Origin of the sequence: Wolbachia endosymbiont of Drosophila incompta (genome assembly GCF_001758565.1) — a bacterium.
GTDB classification, from domain to species: domain Bacteria; phylum Pseudomonadota; class Alphaproteobacteria; order Rickettsiales; family Anaplasmataceae; genus Wolbachia; species Wolbachia pipientis.
The window spans coordinates 777,230-778,624 of record NZ_CP011148.1 but is presented as its reverse complement, the minus strand read 5'-3'; the positions used below and the strand labels follow the sequence as shown (position 1 = coordinate 778,624).

General features: G+C 32.3%; 2 pseudogenes. Both read left to right on the top strand.

From position 1 onward, the window contains the following. Positions 1–78: 78 nt before the first annotated feature. Positions 79–776 (top strand): annotated as a pseudogene (locus WG67_RS07850) (transposase); the annotation flags it as partial. Between the two features lie 51 nt (positions 777–827). Beyond that, positions 828–1,334, top strand: a pseudogene (locus tag WG67_RS07845) (transposase); the annotation flags it as partial. Positions 1,335–1,395 lie beyond the last annotated feature (61 nt).

Genomic DNA, 1,395 nt, shown 5'->3' with positions numbered 1-1,395 from the left:
TAAGGAAAAAAGATAGATTTTATGGGATAATGATGTATACCAATAAGTTTAAAGGTAGTATGAGTAAAAAAGGCAGTAATAAAATTTATTCAAAATGAATTGGCAAGTCTAGAATTTATAGAATCCCATAAATCATCTTCAAAAGATTTTATGAGAAAGAGGAAGTTATCTTTTATTGACATATTTATCTTAATTTTAAGAAAAAGTGTAAAGTCGCTGCAAGTAATACTAAACGAATTTATTTTATATAGGAAAAAAGACTATACCGTTACTGCTAGTGCTTTTAGTCAAGCAAGAAAAAAAATGAAACACAGTGCATTTTCAGAAATTAACGAAGGTGTGGTTTCCTTGTACTACCAAGACCAAAAATTTAAAACTTGTTTTGGCTTTAGAGTGTTAGCTCTTGATGCCTCCAAAATCATTTTACCAACAAGCGTTGAAATAAAAAATGAATTTGGCTCAAGAAAAATACGTAACCAAAAACCAAAAGATTTAGGTGATTATGCAAGTGCAACCTTTGCGGTTTGTTAAGATGTGCTAAATAATGTTGCCATAAGGTCAGTGTTAGATAGAGGTAACACTCATGAAATTAACTTAGCAGATGGAATGCTTAAAGTTGTAAATACTAATGACTTACTGATTTGTATATTTATCTTATAAATTTCTTTCTAGCCTTACAAAAAGAAAAATTGCTTATGTCATTCGATGTCCCAGATCATCTATTAATGAAGTGAATGCTATGTTTGAAGAAAAAAGCCCATCTAGTGTTGAGGTTACCATATGTGCTCAGCGTAAGATAAAACAAGAAAATAGTGGAATAACGCTTCAAAGTGGTACTGCCATCTGGTGAAATTGAAGTGTTAGCTACATCATTAATGGATGAACAAAAGTTTCAAACTGGAGGATTTAAGGAGTTATATTTTTTACGCTGGGGAGTTGAGACATTTTTTGCAAAACTCAAAGGAAGACTAAGTCTAGAAAATTTTACAGGAAAAAGTGTTGAGTCTGTTAAACAGGATTTTTGGTCAGCTATCTTTATTAGCAACCTAGAAAGTGTTATGACAGAAGATGTAGAAGAAGCGTTGAATATGGACTTAACCGATGATAAGCTTAAGAGGAGCATTAACAAATCTGTCTCATTTAACGCGATCAAAAACTTGGCTTTCGACATTTTTGCTACGGAATCAGATACTGACTGCATTATGGATCAATTATCAAAGCTATTTTTGATGAACACTTTGGCGGTAAGAAAGGGAAGGAAAGTTGATCGTCATAAGGTACCTTATCTTCGTTCGTTCAATTACCAAAAAAGGGTTAGAAAACACATATTTTGACTAGAGGTAGTATTCATATCTTCTGATAATAACTGGGTAGCTTATTGCCATAGCTCCTGTA